The 16,317-nt window shown below is 40.7% G+C and carries 14 protein-coding genes; 9 read left to right on the top strand and 5 right to left on the bottom strand.

Annotated elements, in window-relative coordinates; translation table 11 throughout:
- Window positions 1-10: 10 nt before the first annotated feature.
- The 3 genes from cbpA (at window position 11) to PSE60_RS08890 (ending at window position 1,981) form a co-directional block, all read left to right on the top strand.
- Entirely contained in the window at window positions 11-952 is a 942-nt protein-coding gene (cbpA, locus tag PSE60_RS08900) for a curved DNA-binding protein (RefSeq protein ID WP_210837386.1), read from the top strand.
- The gene (locus PSE60_RS08895; protein WP_272665176.1) at window positions 952-1,245 is read left to right on the top strand and encodes a chaperone modulator CbpM; all 294 of its coding nucleotides are present in this window, start codon (window positions 952-954) and stop codon (window positions 1,243-1,245) included. Before cbpA ends, PSE60_RS08895 begins: the two co-directional genes overlap by 1 nt.
- A gap of 142 nt (window positions 1,246-1,387) precedes the next feature.
- Complete coding sequence (locus PSE60_RS08890) at window positions 1,388-1,981, top strand: hypothetical protein (RefSeq protein WP_272665175.1); 594 nt, start codon at window positions 1,388-1,390, stop codon at window positions 1,979-1,981.
- A 68-nt stretch (window positions 1,982-2,049) separates the two neighbouring features.
- Here the strand turns inward: PSE60_RS08890 and PSE60_RS08885 are convergent, their stop codons facing one another.
- Window positions 2,050-2,667: a bifunctional 4-hydroxy-2-oxoglutarate aldolase/2-dehydro-3-deoxy-phosphogluconate aldolase gene (locus tag PSE60_RS08885; protein WP_210837363.1), complete on the bottom strand. Its 618-nt coding sequence runs from the start codon at window positions 2,665-2,667 to the stop codon at window positions 2,050-2,052.
- 12 nt (window positions 2,668-2,679) lie between these two features.
- Window positions 2,680-3,639 (bottom strand): sugar kinase, encoded by a 960-nt coding sequence (locus PSE60_RS08880; protein WP_272665173.1) that lies wholly within the window; start codon window positions 3,637-3,639, stop codon window positions 2,680-2,682.
- A gap of 237 nt (window positions 3,640-3,876) precedes the next feature.
- Between PSE60_RS08880 and kdgR the strand changes: the two genes are divergently transcribed.
- Complete coding sequence (kdgR, locus tag PSE60_RS08875; protein WP_210837367.1) at window positions 3,877-4,656, top strand: DNA-binding transcriptional regulator KdgR; 780 nt, start codon at window positions 3,877-3,879, stop codon at window positions 4,654-4,656.
- 19 nt (window positions 4,657-4,675) lie between these two features.
- On the opposite strand, the gene PSE60_RS08870 is transcribed toward kdgR, so the two are convergent.
- Window positions 4,676-5,596: a chitinase gene (locus PSE60_RS08870; RefSeq protein WP_272665171.1), complete on the bottom strand. Its 921-nt coding sequence runs from the start codon at window positions 5,594-5,596 to the stop codon at window positions 4,676-4,678.
- Window positions 5,597-6,310: 714 nt separating this feature from the next.
- On the opposite strand from PSE60_RS08870, the gene PSE60_RS08865 reads away from it, so the two are divergent.
- The gene (locus PSE60_RS08865; RefSeq protein ID WP_247605338.1) at window positions 6,311-6,670 is read left to right on the top strand and encodes a hypothetical protein; all 360 of its coding nucleotides are present in this window, start codon (window positions 6,311-6,313) and stop codon (window positions 6,668-6,670) included.
- 50 nt (window positions 6,671-6,720) lie between these two features.
- Here the strand turns inward: PSE60_RS08865 and PSE60_RS08860 are convergent, their stop codons facing one another.
- Window positions 6,721-8,763: a choline transporter gene (locus tag PSE60_RS08860; protein WP_272665170.1), complete on the bottom strand. Its 2,043-nt coding sequence runs from the start codon at window positions 8,761-8,763 to the stop codon at window positions 6,721-6,723.
- A 209-nt stretch (window positions 8,764-8,972) separates the two neighbouring features.
- Here PSE60_RS08860 and betI point away from each other — a divergent pair, with 209 nt between their 5' ends.
- The 4 genes from betI to PSE60_RS08840 all read left to right on the top strand — a co-directional run bounded on the left by betI (window position 8,973) and on the right by PSE60_RS08840 (window position 15,420).
- A complete protein-coding gene (gene betI / locus PSE60_RS08855; protein WP_272665169.1) occupies window positions 8,973-9,575 on the top strand; it encodes a transcriptional regulator BetI in 603 nt (200 codons plus the stop codon).
- Window positions 9,576-9,597: 22 nt separating this feature from the next.
- Window positions 9,598-11,076, top strand: a complete 1,479-nt coding sequence (betB, locus tag PSE60_RS08850) for a betaine-aldehyde dehydrogenase (protein ID WP_272665168.1) — start codon at window positions 9,598-9,600, stop codon at window positions 11,074-11,076.
- A 39-nt stretch (window positions 11,077-11,115) separates the two neighbouring features.
- Complete coding sequence (gene betA / locus PSE60_RS08845) at window positions 11,116-12,795, top strand: choline dehydrogenase (protein ID WP_272665167.1); 1,680 nt, start codon at window positions 11,116-11,118, stop codon at window positions 12,793-12,795.
- Between the two features lie 369 nt (window positions 12,796-13,164).
- Window positions 13,165-15,420, top strand: coding sequence for a TonB-dependent receptor domain-containing protein (locus tag PSE60_RS08840; RefSeq protein WP_272665166.1), 2,256 nt, complete (start codon window positions 13,165-13,167; stop codon window positions 15,418-15,420).
- Window positions 15,421-15,772: 352 nt separating this feature from the next.
- Here the strand turns inward: PSE60_RS08840 and cutA are convergent, their stop codons facing one another.
- Window positions 15,773-16,120 carry a divalent-cation tolerance protein CutA gene (gene cutA / locus PSE60_RS08835; protein WP_272665165.1) on the bottom strand — a complete coding sequence of 116 codons (348 nt, stop codon included), beginning with the start codon at window positions 16,118-16,120 and terminating at the stop codon, window positions 15,773-15,775.
- Window positions 16,121-16,317 lie beyond the last annotated feature (197 nt).

The raw sequence follows: 16,317 nt of genomic DNA, 5'->3' as shown, positions 1-16,317 counted from the left end.
AGATATGACTATGGAACTAAAGGATTATTACAGCATCATGGGTGTTAAACGCACTGATGATTTAAAAACCATTAAGACCGCGTATCGCCGTTTAGCGCGAAAATACCACCCTGACGTTAGTAAAGAACCGGATGCCGAAGCGCGCTTTAAAGAAATTGCAGAGGCTTGGGCGGTACTTGGTGACAAAGAAAAACGCGCAGAATACGATGAAATGTGGGAACACAGGAATGACCCTTATTTTAACCAAGCTAACCAAGGCCAACAAAGCCACACTTATTCCCAGCAAGGGTTTGATGCAGGTGGCTTTGATGACATCTTTTCATCGATGTTTTCTCAACGAGCTCGGGGTGGTAGTACAAGGCAGGCACGCAGCCATCGTGGGCAGGATTTAGAAGTTGAATTGGCTATTTTCCTTGAAGAAAGCCAAGAATCGCATAAGCGTACCATCAGCTATAACCTACCGGTCTATAACGCTTTTGGTTTTATCGAAAACGAAGTCCCCAAAACACTCAATGTGACCATTCCTGCGGGTGTGATTGATGGGCAGCGCATCCGTTTAAAAGGGCAAGGCACTGCGGGGGAAAATGGCGGTGAAAATGGCGATTTATGGATAACCATCCGCATTGCACCACACCCATTATTTGATATCAAAGGCCATGATTTAGAAGTGGTCGTGCCGCTTGCTCCATGGGAGGCAGCCCTCGGAACTAAAGTCACCATTCCAACATTAAAAGACCCAATTGTGATCACCGTTCCTGCTAATAGCCAAGCCGGACAAAAATTACGTATTAAAGGTAAAGGACTGAAACATAAAGGTGCAGCAGGGGATCTGTATGCGATTATAAAAATCGTGATGCCGAATAGCAGTAATGCAGAAGCGGATGCGCTGTGGCAGAAATTGGCGGAGACTCAACAGAGTTTTGACCCACGTAAAAATTGGGGAGGCAAATAATGGAACAGTTTACATCATTAACCGTTATTGATTTCTGTATTCACACAGGTATTGCGGAAGAGGAATTACAGGAAATTGTCGGCCTTGGAATAATTCAACCCATTGAAACTGCTAATGAATGGTTATTTGACGACCACGCTGTGATCATCGTGAGAAGGGCTGTGCGACTTTACCATGAGCTCGAAATTGACTGGCCGGGAATTGCAATGGCCATGAGCTTGATGGAGCAAAATAAGCGGCTTCAGCGCGAAAATGAGATGCTGCGGCTACAACTAAAACGTTTTATTGGTTAGGTTTCTGATAATTTAATGACTATTGAGCTTTCTATATAGAGTCTGTTTCATTTTGGCCTTATGCATTGAATTAAAGTATAGGGCCAATTCATTCAATATCTATAAAAATTTAATTGTATTGTGAACGATATAAGAGGCTTTTATGTTAACTACTGATTGGCGACCTGAATGGGGGAATATTTATTCATGGGTTGCAATGGATAAAAACGGTTATTTAGCATTTATGCTGAATAATTGCTGGGGATGGTTACCCAAAGTGTATATCAACATACCTAATATTAGTGAGTTATATGTTGATTTAAGTGAGTTTATATATTGTGAATCGGCTAAATATGAAAATAGCATACAGAAAAATGGTGATTTTTCAGTTGATCTATTTTCCTATTGGAGATACAAGCATTATTCCCAAGAAACTGTTTTTACCAGTTATAAAAATCGCTTAGATGAAGGTAATAAACTGACAGATGCTTATCTTGCAACACAAAAGGGAATATTTGTATTTGAAGGCATTGAAGGCTATAACCAAGGGGAAGACTTTCCTGTGGGCTATGAGGGTGAAACAAAAATGGGAGATTATTTTCGCCATTTAGTGCCAACGATTTATGCGACAATATCAGATATACCTATCCCTCTAAGGCAATACATTGTCGTTTCTGATACTTTAGATTTTACCAAAGATAGATTGTTAGATAATGATAAAATCAGCGAATATTTTACTCGAATGTATTCTATCTAAGCCATTAGCAAAAAGCCCTTACCATCCAGTAAGGGCGTAATAACGACAACGAGATTTTTTATTGTTAATTAAATGGTTGCAGCTTCAGCAATTAACTTACCAAGCTCTTGCCAGTTCTCACTATCAATAAGGTCATTGGGTACCATCCATGAACCGCCGCACACTAATACAGCAGGTAGTGCTGTGTATTCTTTTATATTTTTCACACCAATACCGCCAGTTGGCATAAACTTAACCGGGTAAACGGCGCTGAGTGCTTTGAGCATGGCAACCCCACCAGAGGCTTCGGCTGGGAAGAATTTCAAGGTGGTGAGATTAAATTCAAGGGCTTGTTCCACTAGGCTTGGGTTATTCACCCCAGGAATAATAATCACGTTCTTTTGTTGGCAATAAGCCACAATTTTCGGGTTAAAGCCCGGGCTGACGATAAAATCTACACCCGCTTCAATGGCTTGGTCAACTTGCTCTGTGGTTAATACGGTACCTGCGGCAATCAGTAATTCAGGGTAGGCAGCACGCATATTTTTAATCGCTTGTACCGCGGCAGGGGTACGGAAGGTGACTTCAGCACATGGCAGACCATTTTCCACTAAGGCTTTTGCTAATGGCGCGCCATGCTCTGCATTATTGATGGTGATAACAGGAACAACATTGAGTTTCTTAATTTTTTCAAGTAATTGATTCATGGTTAAAGCCTCTTAACATTTTACTAAAGCAGTGATTGGCATGGCCTCGGATGGAATAATCGCTCCCCGGTGTTGGATGACGGTTCCAGCCAGTAAATGACCTGTTTTTGCCGCTTCGCATGGGTTGCCACCTAAAATACGGCAAGCAAGGTAGCCGGCACTGAAAGAATCCCCTGCAGCAGTGGTATCAACCACATGGCTTATTTTATTGGCAGGAACTTCAATGCGTTCGTTATCAATAACCACAAAACAGGCATCAGCACCGCGCTTGATCACAATCTCGTTCACACCATATTGTTGGGTACGTGCAATTGCATCGGTTTCATCAATATCACCGTAAAGCAGTTGTTCGTCATCAAAGGTCAGAAAAGCGATCTCGGTTAACGTGAGAATTTGCTGGTATGCTTGTTGGGCGGCTTGTTTCGAAGGCCAAAGTGCTGGGCGATAGTTATTATCAAACACAATTTTGGCACCATGCTGCTTAGCTTGTTGTAACATTTCAAATAGTAACTGACGTGAAGCGTCAGGCAAAATGGCTAGGCTGATGCCACTTAAATAGATAAATTGTTGTGAATTTAGAATTTGCTGTGTGTGGGCTTTGCTGTTTTGATCAAGGCACACTGCATCAAGCCAAAATTTTGCTGCGGCATTATCTCGCCAATAGAAAAAACGACGTTCGCCATCGGCAGCGGTTTCGATCAAATACATTCCGGGCAAATGTTTGTCTGAAATAAACACTTCTTCAGTATTGATGCCTTCTTGTTGCCAACTGTTTAGCATTTGTTGGCTGAATGGGTCTTTGCCTAAACCGGTGATATAACGGGTTGTCACACCGTGATCTTTGGTTAAACGAGACAGGTATAGTGCGGTATTTAGTGTATCCCCACCAAACGTTTGTTTATAAAGCTCACCCGATTTTTGCAACTCAACCATGCATTCGCCAATAACGGCAACTTGCGGATATGCACTCATTTTCACCACCGAATTAGTAAACTGTTGCTGACTTGATAGTGCTATTAAAGCGCATTTCATTGCCAATTTCAATAAAAATGAAACGCCGTTTTAAAAATATCGAATCATCGTTCTTGTTTTTGTATGAAGAGACAATTATGCTACTCAAACTTAGGTGATATCAGTTAGTTTCGTTAATTTGGGGTATAATATTGCTATCAATTTATAGGCTGCAATTTATAGGATGATGGAAAGGTAATGGATAAGACAACACAAACGGATGCCGTATCAGCGGTAGTAAAGGTATTTAGTATTCTTAGTGCCCTTGGAGAGCAAAAGGAGATTGGTGTATCTGAATTGTCCCAACGTTTGTTGATGTCAAAAGCCACCACATTTCGTTTTTTGCAAACGATGAAGCAGTTGGGTTATGTCGAACAAGAAGGTGAAGCAGATAAGTATTCACTGACCTTGAAGCTCTTCGAATTAGGTGCGAAGTCCCTCGAGTATGTTGACTTAATCGAAATTGCGGATAAAGAAATGCGCCGCATTGGCCAACTGACTCATGAAGCGGTGCATTTGGGTGCATTAGATGAAGATGCCATTATTTATATCCATAAAATAGACTCGAGTTATAATTTGCGTATGTATTCACGAGTTGGGCGTCGTAACCCATTATATTGCACTGCAATCGGTAAGATTTTACTCGCTTGGCAAGATGAACAAGCGATTCGTCTAGCATTGAAAGATGAAACTTTCAGCCAAAAAACAGCCACGACGATTTTAACTCTAGAGGACTTGCTGGCGGAATTAGCCGTAGTGCGTGAGTGCCATTATGCGCAGGACCGAGAAGAGCAAGAGTTAGGTCTACGTTGTATTGCAGTACCGGTGTACGACCGGTTAGGTCATGTGATTGCAGGGCTATCGATTTCGTTCCCAACTATTCGTTTTGATGAACAACGCATTGGCGATTATGTCGAATTACTGAAAACAGCCGGGCGTAATATTTCACAGAAAATGGGGTATCACCAATATCCATAATATTGGTGATATGGGCTATTTATGAATTAAGTTGTTGAGTAAATAAATCAGTATATTCAAATTCATAGGTTTGTTCTGGGTTGCCAGAGCTGATGGCCTCTGGGAAAGGTTTATTTCCCGGGCGGTCACGGGTTAAACTCCACATTGACACCAAGTTAAGGCCATTATTTTTAGCAAATTCAGCGAGAATATTGACATCATTAAAGTTAAACATGGTGAGGTCATCATTGAGACCAATCATGGGTGTAATTTGTACATAATTATAGAGTTCGTTATCGTCTATCCCCGGGTATAGCGGTTTTAGTTGGTTTTTGATGCTATTGGCGGCTTTTACCGCTGCATCCCCAAGGCTCGTGATATTCGGGTCGTAGTAGTCCATTGCCATCCCATTAACCTTCATCATTAAACCCGCATCGACCGATTTTTTCACGAGTGCTAAGCCTGTGCTGGTTAGCCCTGTTGGCATAGTCGGCAAGGTTAAGCTGAGGGTGATTTGTGGATTATTATCTACAATGACTTTTAAGGCAGAAAATGCATTATCAGCATCGTACAGACCATTCTCGAAATCTAAATCAATATGTGAGGCGCTGAGTGTATCAATGGCTTCTTGGTAGGTGTTGATGAGCTGTTCTTGTGTTTGTACCAATGAAACATCTTGGTTAGCGGCTCCCCCAAATGAAACAGCAACTTTAACACCGCCTGCGATCAGTTCATCACACAAAGGTTTAGCCCAACTAATGGGCATGGATGGCTGGGCTGACCATGCTGCTTTTTTATCCAATGTGGCGGTTAAAAAACCAAGAGACAGTATATCTACCCCATACTTAATAGCGGCTTGGCTATATTTGGCATTAGGTCTGCCATTTGGGTAATTTTGCCAATCATTCCAAGTTGCATCAACACTGACATCCATATAAGGACCAAAATAAGTTTTATGCATTGTATATCCTTAGTTTATTAATTTATAAAAGGAAATTTCAGCCTATGCTCTGCGGCGTAATTGATAGGACAAGGTCACTTTTATAGAAAATAGACTCTGGAACAAGAACAAAAATTATTAGTAACCTAATAGGTTATAGGTCGGTTTTGATCATGGAAATGGACGTGATTCGCTGTCGACTGCGTTCAGAAAGCCGGATCATAAACTTATATTTGCTTATTCGCCTACCTCTACTTTTTATCTAGGAGCTGGCGCTTTGCCTTCTTTCAAATTTGTATTACCCCACGCAGCAGGGACACTTAGATTGTCATTTGCATCATCATATGCTGCGTAAACACCCTTTTTGAGATTAATATTTCATTTTCACATTGTCATAAAAACAACCAATAGATTTAAAATAAACCCATTATGGAACTAATTAATTATTCTGATTTGTTTTGAAGTTGAGCTTATATACGTGGACAAAATTGAAGGGGATAACAAGGTTAAAAAATAACAAAAATTAATGGATGTTGTGGGGTGATGGTTGGTGGAAAAACACCCTTATTATTCTGATAAGCCATTAACAACGATGTATCAATCAATTGATTTAATAACTCATATAAATTACTTATTTGAATATTAAGGTTTTTATAAATTTCACTTATTATTATACAACATTCAGTGTTGCTGCTGACATATAATATTCGCTTATGGACACAGCAGGAAATTGATATGTTTAAAAAGGTTATTGTTATTATTTTTCTTTGTTTCACTTCTTATGGCTTTGCCAGCGACTTTACATTTAAAGAGAAGTCACCCGCTGATCGTGAGTTTGATAAAGACTACCAAGGAATTAAAGAATTACAGGCACAACAAAAGTTTGTCTTTGATCCCAAAAAGAAACTTTCTCAAGAAGAGCAAAGTTATCAAGCGTTGTTAGAGCAGCGAAATACAGATGAAAACGCGTTTCCACAGCGCTTTAATGTGTGTGATGTTAACCCGACGGGAGCAGGGTGCCCTAATTCAATGGCTTGGATGAATGACCGCGAGCAAATGAAAAAAATGCTAGAGCAAGCGGGTCGTCCCTATTAACTATTGGTTTGTGTTGACTCTAAGGGAGCATAGCCCCCTTAGAGTTCACATTATACAGATTCAGGGAATGTTAAGGTTGCACCGGGAGCTTCACGGCTTAAATGAATGAAATTCATATGTTTTTCATATTGGTCGAGAATATCACTGATCACCTGTTCTTTGGTGTAATCCATTAAATCATTCCCTTGCGAGCCTTCCCATAAGAAAGTTTCTAAGCGGTAATAATGGGATTTTCCTGAACGTGCGCGATAGGTAAAACCAGGAACCGAATAGCGCTGAGGCCATACTTGGTAAATAAAGCTTTGTTCTTCGCCAAGGTCGACCGTTAACTCTAAATGGTCTAATCGCTCATCAGCAATCGGTGGTAAGGTGTTAAATTCCACTTTTGCCCCCCTTAAACTGAGCTCTTTTGCCACTTCTTGCATGGCTGGAATACAGACTAAATCAAGCATTCTCTGGGTATACGTTGTTCCGGGGAAATTCATCACTCGTCCTAAACGTTGTTTCCAATTGAGTGTTCCATTGCCATACAGTGGTGCTGGCGCATTGGTATTTAATGAACTGACCCGTCTAAAGTCCTCAACTTTTAATGACTTATATAGCCCAGCCATAATAAAGAAGATAACAAAACTAAATGGTAAGCCCATGATCACTGTCGTATTTTGTAACGCAGCGACGCCATCTGTCATTAACATCCCTAAGGTGAGTAAACCAATCGCGACAGACCAAAAAACCCGCAACCAATTGGGCGCATCGTTGTTAATATCGCTGAGTTTTGAGGTGAAATTGCCTAATACCAAAGAACCGGAGTCCGCTGAGGTAACATAGAATAACAGCCCAGTAATTGTGGCAACGGAGGCGGTTAGGCCAAAGCCGGGATATAGCTCAAGTAGTGAATAGAAGCCTTTTTCGGGGGCGTCGAGCACGGTTTTGGCAAGTTCGCTATTACCGTGAATGATTTCATACAATGCACTATTACCAAAAATAGATAACCACAATAGTGTGAAAACAAATGGAATGATTAAAGTACCAATCACAAATTGTCGAATGGTTCTACCGCGAGATATACGCGCGAGGAATAAGCCAACAAACGGCGACCATGCGACCCACCATGCCCAGAAAAACAGCGTCCAGCTATTCATCCAATCGGTTGGGCGATCAAAGGCAAAGCTGTTGAGAGTCATACCCATAAAGCGATTGATATAGTCCCCCACATTCAGCACTAAGGCATTAAGTAAGAACTCGGTATCGCCGACAAATAAAATAAACAAAATCAAACCAAATGCTAAAAGCACATTGAGCTCTGATAATACGCGAATGCCTTTATTTACCCCTGATGTGGCGGAGATCACTGCCATAATCACCGATAGCAGAATCAATCCACTTTGCACGGGAAGCCCTTGAGGTAAATCGAATAATACTTTGAGGCCATAATTTAGCTGAACAACACCGATCCCCAGAGTTGTTGCGATACCGAAAATCGTCCCTAGTACTGCAGCAATATCCACGGTGTGGCCAATCGGGCCGTCAATCCGTTTGCCAAAAATAGGATAAAGTGCGGAGCGAATGGTTAACGGCAAGTTATAACGATAACTGAAATAACCCAGTGCAATTCCCATTAAGGCATACATAGACCAGCCCGTTAGGCCATAGTGGAACAGGGTCCACACCATCGCCTGACGAGCTGCTTCTAAGGTTTCGCCTTCACCCGTTGGTGGCAGCATATATTGGGTAACCGGTTCAGCGACAGAGAAAAACATTAAGTCGATACCGATTCCTGCGGCGAATAGCATCGCAGACCAACTGAGTACGCTAAATTCAGGTTTAGATTGCTCGGGGCCGAGCTTGATATTACCAAAGCGCGAAGTGGCAACGAAAATCACGAAAACAATATAAAGCGTCGCTGCTAACAGGTAATACCAACCAAAGGTTTTGGATACCCACCCAAGGGCGGCAACGATCCACTGATTTGCTGTTTCGGTCATTAAGATGGTGAAAAAAGAAAACGCCAGAATAAGACCGGCGGAAGTAAAAAAAACCACAGAATTCAATTTATCCTTCTGCTTATTTTTCGGACTATTTTGAGATGTCATTGGTAGTTCCACATTTTTATTTATTTAACAGGTTAAAATTACTTTCTTAGCTAATTAATTGATTTATTAGCAAAGATTTGATTTTCGTTATCCTCTCCTTTATGTTAATTGTGAATGAATTGTTGTAAACAATAGTTAATATTGATTGAACATTCAATTAAAAAAACGTTTAATACAAGGGATCAATGTATTTTTTAGGTTCAAATACCATGCCGAAGATAGGAATGCAGTCGATACGTAAACAACAGTTAATTCAAGCCACATTGGCAGTGATTAATGAAGTTGGAATGCAGGAAGCCAGTTTTGTGTTAATTGCCCGTAAAGCCGGGGTTTCTACAGGAATTATTAGCCATTATTTTCGTGATAAAAATGGCTTACTTGAAGCTACTATGCGGCATATTCAATATCAATTGGGGTTTGCGGTAGCAATACGCTTACGCATGTTAGCTGGGGCGGAGCCAAAATTGCGCATTCAAGCAATTGTTGAAGGCAACTTTGACCCAACGCAAACCAGTGAGGCGGCGATGAAAACATGGCTAGCCTTCTGGGCTAGCAGTATGCATCAACCAAATTTAAATCGTTTACAACAGGTCAATGACCGGCGTTTGTATTCAAATTTAAGTTATGAATTTGGGCGAGTGTTAAGCAAAGCGGATGCACGGATGGCCGCGAAGGGGCTAGCTGCTTTAATTGATGGCCTATGGTTACGGAGTGCTTTGAGTAATGAACAATTTCCTGTCGAGGATGCACTCAAAATCACCAACGAGTATATCGATATGCAACTGAAACGTGTAGAGGTTATCGGAACCTAATCACCCACTCAGAGGAGATAATATGCAACATCCACCGATACATAAGCTTTATATTCATGGTGGTTATGTCGACAGTTCACAACCTGAATGCGGGCAATTTCCTGCAATCAACCCTGCAAATGGCGAAACTATCGCGCATTTGCAGTCTGCGACGCTTGAAGATATCCAATGGGCGGTAGAAAGCGCCAAACAAGGCCAGAAAGTATGGGCGGCAATGACCGCAATGGAACGCTCACGTATTTTACGCCGTGCGGTGGATATCTTACGGGAACGTAACGACGAGCTGGCTTACCTCGAAACGCTTGATACGGGGAAACCACTTTCTGAAACTCGTTATGTGGATATCGTTACAGGGGCGGATGTCCTTGAATACTATGCAGGGTTAATCCCTATGCTTGAAGGGCAGCAGATCCCTCTGCGTGATAGCGCATTTGCTTATACCCGCCGTGAACCGCTGGGGGTGGTGGCAGGGATTGGCGCATGGAATTACCCTATTCAAATCGCATTATGGAAGTCTGCTCCAGCACTGGCAGCAGGTAATGCCATGGTGTTCAAACCCAGTGAAGTCACTTCGTTAACGGCCTTAAAGTTGGCTGAAATCTATACGGAAGCGGGCGTGCCAGCAGGGGTATTTAACGTGGTGACCGGGCAAGGCGGTGAAGTGGGCCAATGGTTAACAGAGCACCCTGATATTGCCAAAGTTTCATTCACAGGGGGGATCGCAACGGGTAAAAAAGTGATGGCGAATGCGTCAGCCTCTTCATTAAAAGAGGTGACGATGGAACTAGGCGGTAAATCACCCCTGATTATTTTTGATGATGCAAACTTAGATAAAGCCGCGGATATTGCCATGATGGCGAATTTTTATAGTTCAGGCCAAGTGTGTACCAATGGAACACGGGTTTTTGTCCCTGAATTGCTTAAATCGCAGTTTGAAGACAAGGTCATTGAGCGTGTAGCTCGGATTAATATAGGTTCACCCACTGACGAAAATACTAACTTTGGGCCATTAGTCAGTTTTGCTCACATGGAAAATGTGCTGCGTTATATTGCGTTAGGTAAACAGCAAGGCGCGAAATTATTGTGTGGTGGTGAACGCTTAATGGATGGTGATTTTGCACAAGGTGCGTATGTTGTACCAACGGTATTCACTGATTGCCACGATGAAATGCAGATCACGCAGGAAGAAATTTTTGGTCCTGTAATGAGTATTTTGAGTTATCAATCAGAAGATGAAGTGATTGCTCGTGCAAACAATAGCGTCTATGGGCTTGCAGCTGGGGTCGTGACACAAGATTTAACACGCGCGCATCGGGTTATCCATCAATTAGAGGCTGGAATTTGTTGGATTAATACATGGGGTGAATCACCTGCTCAAATGCCTGTGGGCGGATATAAGCATTCTGGCGTTGGTCGTGAAAATGGCGTAATGACACTGCAAAATTATACACAAGTGAAATCCATTCAAGTGGAGTTGGGGGAATTTACATCCGTTTTTTAATCACATCATTTTAATTTGACTGAAACAGAGGAGATAACAATGGTCTATGACTATATTATTATCGGTGCTGGTTCAGCCGGTAACGTTCTTGCTACCCGCCTGACAGAAGATCCTGATGTTACTGTGCTGCTCCTTGAAGCAGGTGGACCGGATTATCGGTTCGATTTTCGCACACAAATGCCAGCGGCATTAGCGTACCCATTACAAGGGCGACGTTATAATTGGGCTTATGAAACTGACCCTGAACCACATATGGATCACCGCCGTATGGAGTGTGGCCGTGGAAAGGGGCTTGGTGGCTCATCATTGATTAATGGGATGTGTTATATCCGTGGTAATGCCATGGATTTTGATGGATGGGCAAAGGCGCCTGGCTTAGAAGATTGGCGTTATCTTGATTGTCTACCTTATTTTCGTAAAGCAGAAAGCCGAGACATTGGGCCGAATGATTACCATGGTAGTGAAGGCCCCGTAAGTGTAACGACGCCGAAAACGGGGAATAATGTATTGTTTCATGCGATGGTGGAAGCAGGTGTACAAGCAGGGTACCCGCAAACAGATGATTTAAATGGGTTTCAGCAGGAAGGCTTTGGTCCAATGGATCGCACTGTTACGCCACAAGGTCGTCGAGCAAGTACTGGTCGTGGGTATTTAGACCAAGCGAAAGGGCGCAAAAATATTACCATTGTGACGCATGCGACAACAGATACCATTGAATTTGAAGGTAAAAAAGCGGTTGGTGTGATGTATTACCAAGGTCAGAGCACGGCAGCTACAGTGGTGAAAGCACGTAAAGAAGTTTTATTGTGCGCGGGGGCGATAGCGTCACCGCAAATCTTGCAGCGCTCTGGCGTGGGGCCTGAAGATGTTTTAGCTGAATTTAATATTTCGCCTGTCCATGTTTTACCCGGTGTTGGGCAAAACCTGCAAGATCACCTTGAAATGTATTTGCAGTATGAATGCAAACAGCCTGTTTCATTATATCCTGCATTAAAATGGATTAATCAGCCCAAAATCGGTGCGGAATGGCTATTTAAAGGTACTGGAGTTGGGGCAAGTAACCAATTTGAAGCGGGTGGGTTTATTCGTACCAGTGAAAAATTTGCATGGCCAAATATTCAATTCCACTTTTTGCCTGTGGCGATTAACTACAATGGCAGTAATGCAGTCAATCAGCATGGTTTTCAAGCTCATGTGGGCTCAATGCGCTCCCCTAGTCGAGGTCGTGTTCGCTTAAAATCTTTAGACCCAAGGCAACATCCGAGTATTTTGTTTAATTACATGTCATCGGAACAGGATTGGGAAGAGTTCCGTGCTGCTATTCGTATTACCCGTGAAATTATGGCTCAGCCTGCACTTGACCCATATCGCGGAGAGGAAATAAGCCCTGGAAAACAGGTTAGTACAGATGAAGAGCTAGACGCATTTGTCCGCGAAAGAGCAGAAACCGCTTTTCACCCATGCGGAACCTGTAAAATGGGTCATGATGATATGGCGGTAGTTGATGGTGCAGGACGAGTTCACGGTATTGAAAATTTACGTGTTATCGATGCATCTATTATGCCGTTGATTATTACCGGAAATTTAAATGCAACGACCATCATGATCGCGGAGAAAATAGCCGATAAAATTCGAAACCGTCCTCCATTACCGACTAGTGATGCAGACTATTATGTCGCAGGTGATAGGTCGGTGAGAACCCCGCCATTACACGATTAGCCTATTCACGCAATTTTTATGTATAAAGCGATTGATATTTATATCAGTCGCTTTTTTTTATGCGATTAAAGAATAAAGGTAAGTCAATTAACACTAATAATCTTAATGATAATGCAAATGATATTCATTATGATCTTGATCATTATTATCATTGGTGTATATTCCAAGGCTTATTAATATTCACAAGGGAAATGAGTACGTAACCATTCAATAAATAAGGTTTTTCGGACTAGTTACATCTATGGCATAGCACTTAAATTTACTTTAAATGCATAAATGGAAAAGTATAAAAAATGTATCCTCACATCTTTTATACGCTATTTCTTCACGTCTATCTAATCATCATTAATTAATGAAGGCATTACTTAAATGATATTTCAAAATAAAAACATAATTAGCTTAATTATTATATGTTCTTCAAGCACAGCATTAGCGAATCAAACCAATACCACAACTCAAAAAGATAAACTTCTCGTCACAGCCAGCAAAATAAAGTCAAATAGCAAGCAAATAGACGCCAATGATATTTCTACAGTAAGAGGAACGACCAATTCAGATATATTTGCCAATGAAACTTCATTGCAAGTTAATAATGCACGAAATGAAGCCGGTGCACTGGATATCGGTATTCGAGGATTACAAGGAAACGGGCGAGTCCCTATTATCATTGATGGCAGTTTGCAATCAACCAACACTTGGCGTGGTTACCAAGGAAGTACAGATAGAACTTATGTGGATATGGATTTAATCGATACAATTGAGATCGAAAAAGGGGCTTCGATGAGTAAATTCTCAGGAGGAGCCATCGGAGGTACGGTTAAATTAAAAACATTATCAGCAAATAGTATTATTCCTCAAGGTGACCAATTTGGTTTCTTATTTAAGGGGAATATTTACAATAATAACCGACGCCCGACCATTGCTTCAGATGAAAAAGGTGAGTCTGGGTATCGTGTTTCAAACGGTGTTAAGAATTCACATTTTAATAATGGCTCTGTGACGGCAGGAGTTGCATATCGAAATGATAAATTTGATATCTTGTTGGCTCATAGTGATAGAAAACAAGGAAACTTCTTCGCCGGTAAAAATGGCTATCATAAATACGCAAATACAGATGCTCCGATTAAACCTGGGCAAGAAGTGGTTAATACCAGCTATGAAAGTCAGTCAACATTATTAAAAACTAATATTTATCTTAACCCATACTCAAGTATTGAATTAAATTACCGCCATCATGAACAAAAAGCAGGCGAGGTTTTAGCGGCGTATTGGTACCAATTCGATGGAAAAATGCCGCAGTGGTCATTAGGTAGTGCAGATATTGATACTGCCTCTTTAAACTATTCTTATAAACCCGATTCATTATGGGTAGACATGAATTTAGGTCTTTGGTGGACAAAAGGTAAATTTAAACAACGTAATGGCACAACGGATGATGTTACCGCGCACTACGGTAATCAATATCAGCATCGCTATACCGATGAACGAATGGGCTTTAACTTAGAAAATACCTCTGAGTTTGCAGATTATCCTATCGATATCACTTATGGTGTGGAATATATGCAACAAAAATCAAAGCCATTGACTAAAACCTATCAACCGATTTGGACGCCAGAAGGAACCATACCCGGTGAGGAGTTAGATCCTGTAACGCGTAATGCTAAAGGAACGAATAAATCGGCCTTTACCAATATGGCATACAAAGGGGAATGGGTGAGTACTTTAGTTGGGTGGCGTATTCACGCTTTCGATGTTGATGACTATGTTTTAGGTAAAAGTATTAGCTACGGTCCGAAAAATGATTTAATGGGTGAGCTACGTTTTCATGTGACTGACGAATTTGATATTTATACCAAATATTCTGATAGCTATAGAGAACCGAGTTTATTCGAGACCACAGCATCAGGGCAAACCTACTCTTATTCTCCAGACGTTCCATTAAAACCAGAACATGCTAAATCATTTGAAGTTGGAATGAATGTAGAAAAAGAAAATCTTATATTTGATGAAGATAATACTAAATTACGTGTGGCTTATTTTAATAATGATATAAAGGGTTATCTCTCTCAAGGAGTGAACCCAACGGGTGTATATCACCCTTATATCGTGATGAAAAACTACGATAGTTTCAAGCTCTCAGGTTATGAAATTGAACTGAAATACGATTCTAATTATGCATTTGGTTCCTTCGATGCAACTTTTTATAACAATTCTGAGTTATGTTCACGAGACGAAATGGAGTTAGGTCGCCTTCCTACTGCATGTAATTCAGTTGGATTTGCTTGGGGGTTATCACCTTCACGTATTCCACCGAAAAAGGTTGTGACCGGAGTTGTTGGGGTGAAAATGTTTGATCAAAAACTACAAACAGGTTTGCGAGTTCGTTATAACTCAGGCAAAGACTACCCTCATGAGTGGTTAGTGGGAACCGCTGCGGCCCCAGTAACTAAGCTGTACTCAACCACGACATTTGATTTGTTAGGCAAATATCATGTTTCGAAAAATATTCATGTGAATTTTAATATTGATAACCTAACTAATCGCTATGCATTTGACCCAGGAACTGTGATTTATATGCCTATCCCTGGGAGAACGTTTAGGCTTGGTTTGGAAGCAACGTTTTAGTTAATTTCGTGATTATTACCTTAGGTTTATATTAGCCTAAGGTAATATAGAATTCTTTATATGGCTTTAATAGATTAATTTTTATGGTAATTTAAATAAAATAGAGTGCGGTGTTGTTTATTAGTTGCGCTTCTTATGATTTTTTTTTTCGGGGTTAAGGAATATACACTAGTCAATTTTAGATAAAAAAAACCTCCAAATATTTAAGGAGGGAAAATAAATATAAAGCGAGCCTATTTATATAGCATTAATTTACGATAAACCATAGCCGACCAGTTGAATTAATTTATACAAAAACGACATTAACTCACAATTTATAGCGTTTTAGTTATTCAATTTAGATGAACATCTATTATTTAACAGAGTTAATCAGCCATTGTAGATAATTATCTTCAATTTGGCTTGGGTCTAAGCGAATGAGCTCTGGGGTATCATATGGGTGTATTTTTTTTATCTCATTAAACAAATTGAGTTGATTTCCTTGAGTCGTTTTGATCAATAGTAAGATCTCCTTATCTTGTGTGATATTGCCATGCCATAGATAAACGGATGTTATTTCTGGGAGTAGAGAAACACATGCAGCTAAACGATTAGCTAACAAATGTTGGGTTATTTTAATTGCACTTTCATGGCTATTGGTCGTACATAACACAATACATGGACGTTGAGCATTTGTGGTGTAAATGTTATCAGTGGACATTTTATTTCCTTATTAGTCATATTTGGATGTGTTTTGTTACTCATATTAGATTAGAGATAAAAAGTGTATGAGAACAAAGGATAATCACTATAAGTGTTTTTTAGCATTATCAGATTAGATAATAACTAATATTAATTAAGCAGAGAGTATTGGTTCAATAGTAAAGCGTGCATTTTTTAATCAATCATTATCATTAT

It is taken from the genome of Providencia sp. PROV174, from assembly GCF_028480685.1.
Lineage (GTDB): Bacteria > Pseudomonadota > Gammaproteobacteria > Enterobacterales > Enterobacteriaceae > Providencia > Providencia rettgeri.
This window is presented reverse-complemented; position numbering and strand designations above follow the sequence as displayed.